This window comes from Rhizobacter sp. P1_G5 (genome assembly GCF_056405435.1).
Map to the genome: position 1 here is coordinate 1 of NZ_JBFUCB010000960.1, position 1,476 is coordinate 1,476.

Genomic DNA, 1,476 nt, shown 5'->3' on the forward strand with positions numbered 1-1,476 from the left:
CCTCGCCGTCGACCATCACGGTCCATGGTGTCGTGCGGAAGTCTTCGGCGAGCTTCCAGACGGCCGCCTTGTCGGGCGAGAACTCGTAGTAGTTGTTGTGGCGGGTCGCGGCTTCGCGCGGGGTGATGTCGTCGGCGGCGGCGGCGCTTGCCACGCGGCCTGCGAGCGCCGCACCGGTCAGCGCGAGCGCCTGGCGGCGGTCGAGGCACAGGTGCTGCGGCGTGATCTCACTCGGGAAGGGGGTCATGCGGGGCGGTCGGCGAGGGTGGTGGGCCTCCGGGTCTTCGACGGGCTGCTGCATGGAGCACAGGGGACATTTGTCCCGAGTTGCCCCGGCATCGACCTTCGGGCCAATGAACCCGGCTACAGTGTTGTTTGCACTTCGTTGAAGAATATAGAAGACACTTAAATGTCCATTAAATCGTAATTTATTAAATAATAGACTTTCAAATATCTACTAAGTTTTTCAGATGGTCGACATCAAGCTTGCCACGCCAGACGAACTCGTCCATGAGCTCGGCAGTCGCCTGCGCACCCAGCGCCTCGCGTCGCGCGTCACCCAACAGGAGCTGGCGCAGCGTGCAGGCGTCGCGCTCGGCGCGATCAAGAAGCTCGAATCCGACGGCAACACCACGCTGCAAACCTTCGTGCGGGTGGTGCAGGCGCTCTCGCTGACAAGCGATCTCGAGAACGTTCTCATGCTCAAGCCACACATCAGCATCGCCGAGATGGAACGCGCTGCCATGGCACCGCGCCAGCGGGCGCGCCGCCCCGCCGGCATGGCACCACGATGAAGAAGCTCGACGTCCTGTTCCGCGGCTGGGGCCAGGACTGGCTGCTCGGCAGCCTGGCCGACAACGGCACGCAGTTGCTGTTCGAGTACTCGCCCGAAGCGATGCGCCGCGGCGTCGAGTTCTCGGCGATGCAGTTGCCGCTGCGGTCCGAGGCTTACGGTGGCTTCCCGGCCTTCCAGTCGCACCTGCCCGGTCTGCTGGCCGATGTGCTGCCCGACGGCTGGGRCTTGCTGCTGATGGACAAGCTCTTCCTGAAGAGCGGGCGCGATCCGGTGCGCCTGTCGCCGCTCGACCGGCTGGCGTTCATCGGCGAGCGCGCGATGGGGGCCTGGGTGTTCCGCCCGGCCGACGATTGGGCGCCGGCCGACGAGCACCTCTCGCTGCTGCAGCTCGCCACCGCGGCGCAGGCGGTGGTCGAAGGCGAGGATGTGGCGGCCCTGAACACGCTGGTGATGATGGGTGGATCGCCGCAAGGTGCACGACCGAAGGTGCTGGTGAACTTCGACCCCGACACGCGACGCATCAGCTCGCACGAGGAGCCCGGTGGCAGCACGCCCGGCACCCCCTGGCTGGTCAAGTTCCCCGCCCGCGGCGAGCATCACGAGGTCTGCGCCGTCGAGTACGCGTACTCGATCGCCGCGCGCGCCTGCGGCATCGCGATGCCGCGCACGCACCACAAACA

The 1,476-nt window shown here is 66.2% G+C and carries 2 protein-coding genes and 1 pseudogene; 2 read left to right on the top strand and 1 reads right to left on the bottom strand.

Translation table 11 applies throughout. The annotated features are described in order from the left end of the window. Positions 1-247: pseudogene (locus tag AC1D12_RS33125) on the bottom strand (protein-methionine-sulfoxide reductase catalytic subunit MsrP); the annotation flags it as partial. Between the two features lie 223 nt (positions 248-470). On the opposite strand from AC1D12_RS33125, the gene AC1D12_RS33130 reads away from it, so the two are divergent. Both AC1D12_RS33130 and AC1D12_RS33135 read left to right on the top strand, forming a co-directional pair. Beyond that, positions 471-794: a helix-turn-helix domain-containing protein gene (locus AC1D12_RS33130; protein WP_477827968.1), complete on the top strand. Its 324-nt coding sequence runs from the start codon at positions 471-473 to the stop codon at positions 792-794. Then, positions 791-1,476: type II toxin-antitoxin system HipA family toxin (locus AC1D12_RS33135; RefSeq protein ID WP_477845350.1), on the top strand; the 686-nt coding region annotated here is incomplete at its 3' end. The genes AC1D12_RS33130 and AC1D12_RS33135, both read left to right, overlap by 4 nt.

What these genes read in the sequence shown, in the direction of transcription:
- AC1D12_RS33130 (WP_477827968.1), top strand. Translation starts at nt 471, where the DNA reads ATGGTCGACATCAAGCTTGCCACGCCAGACGAACTCGTCCATGAGCTC.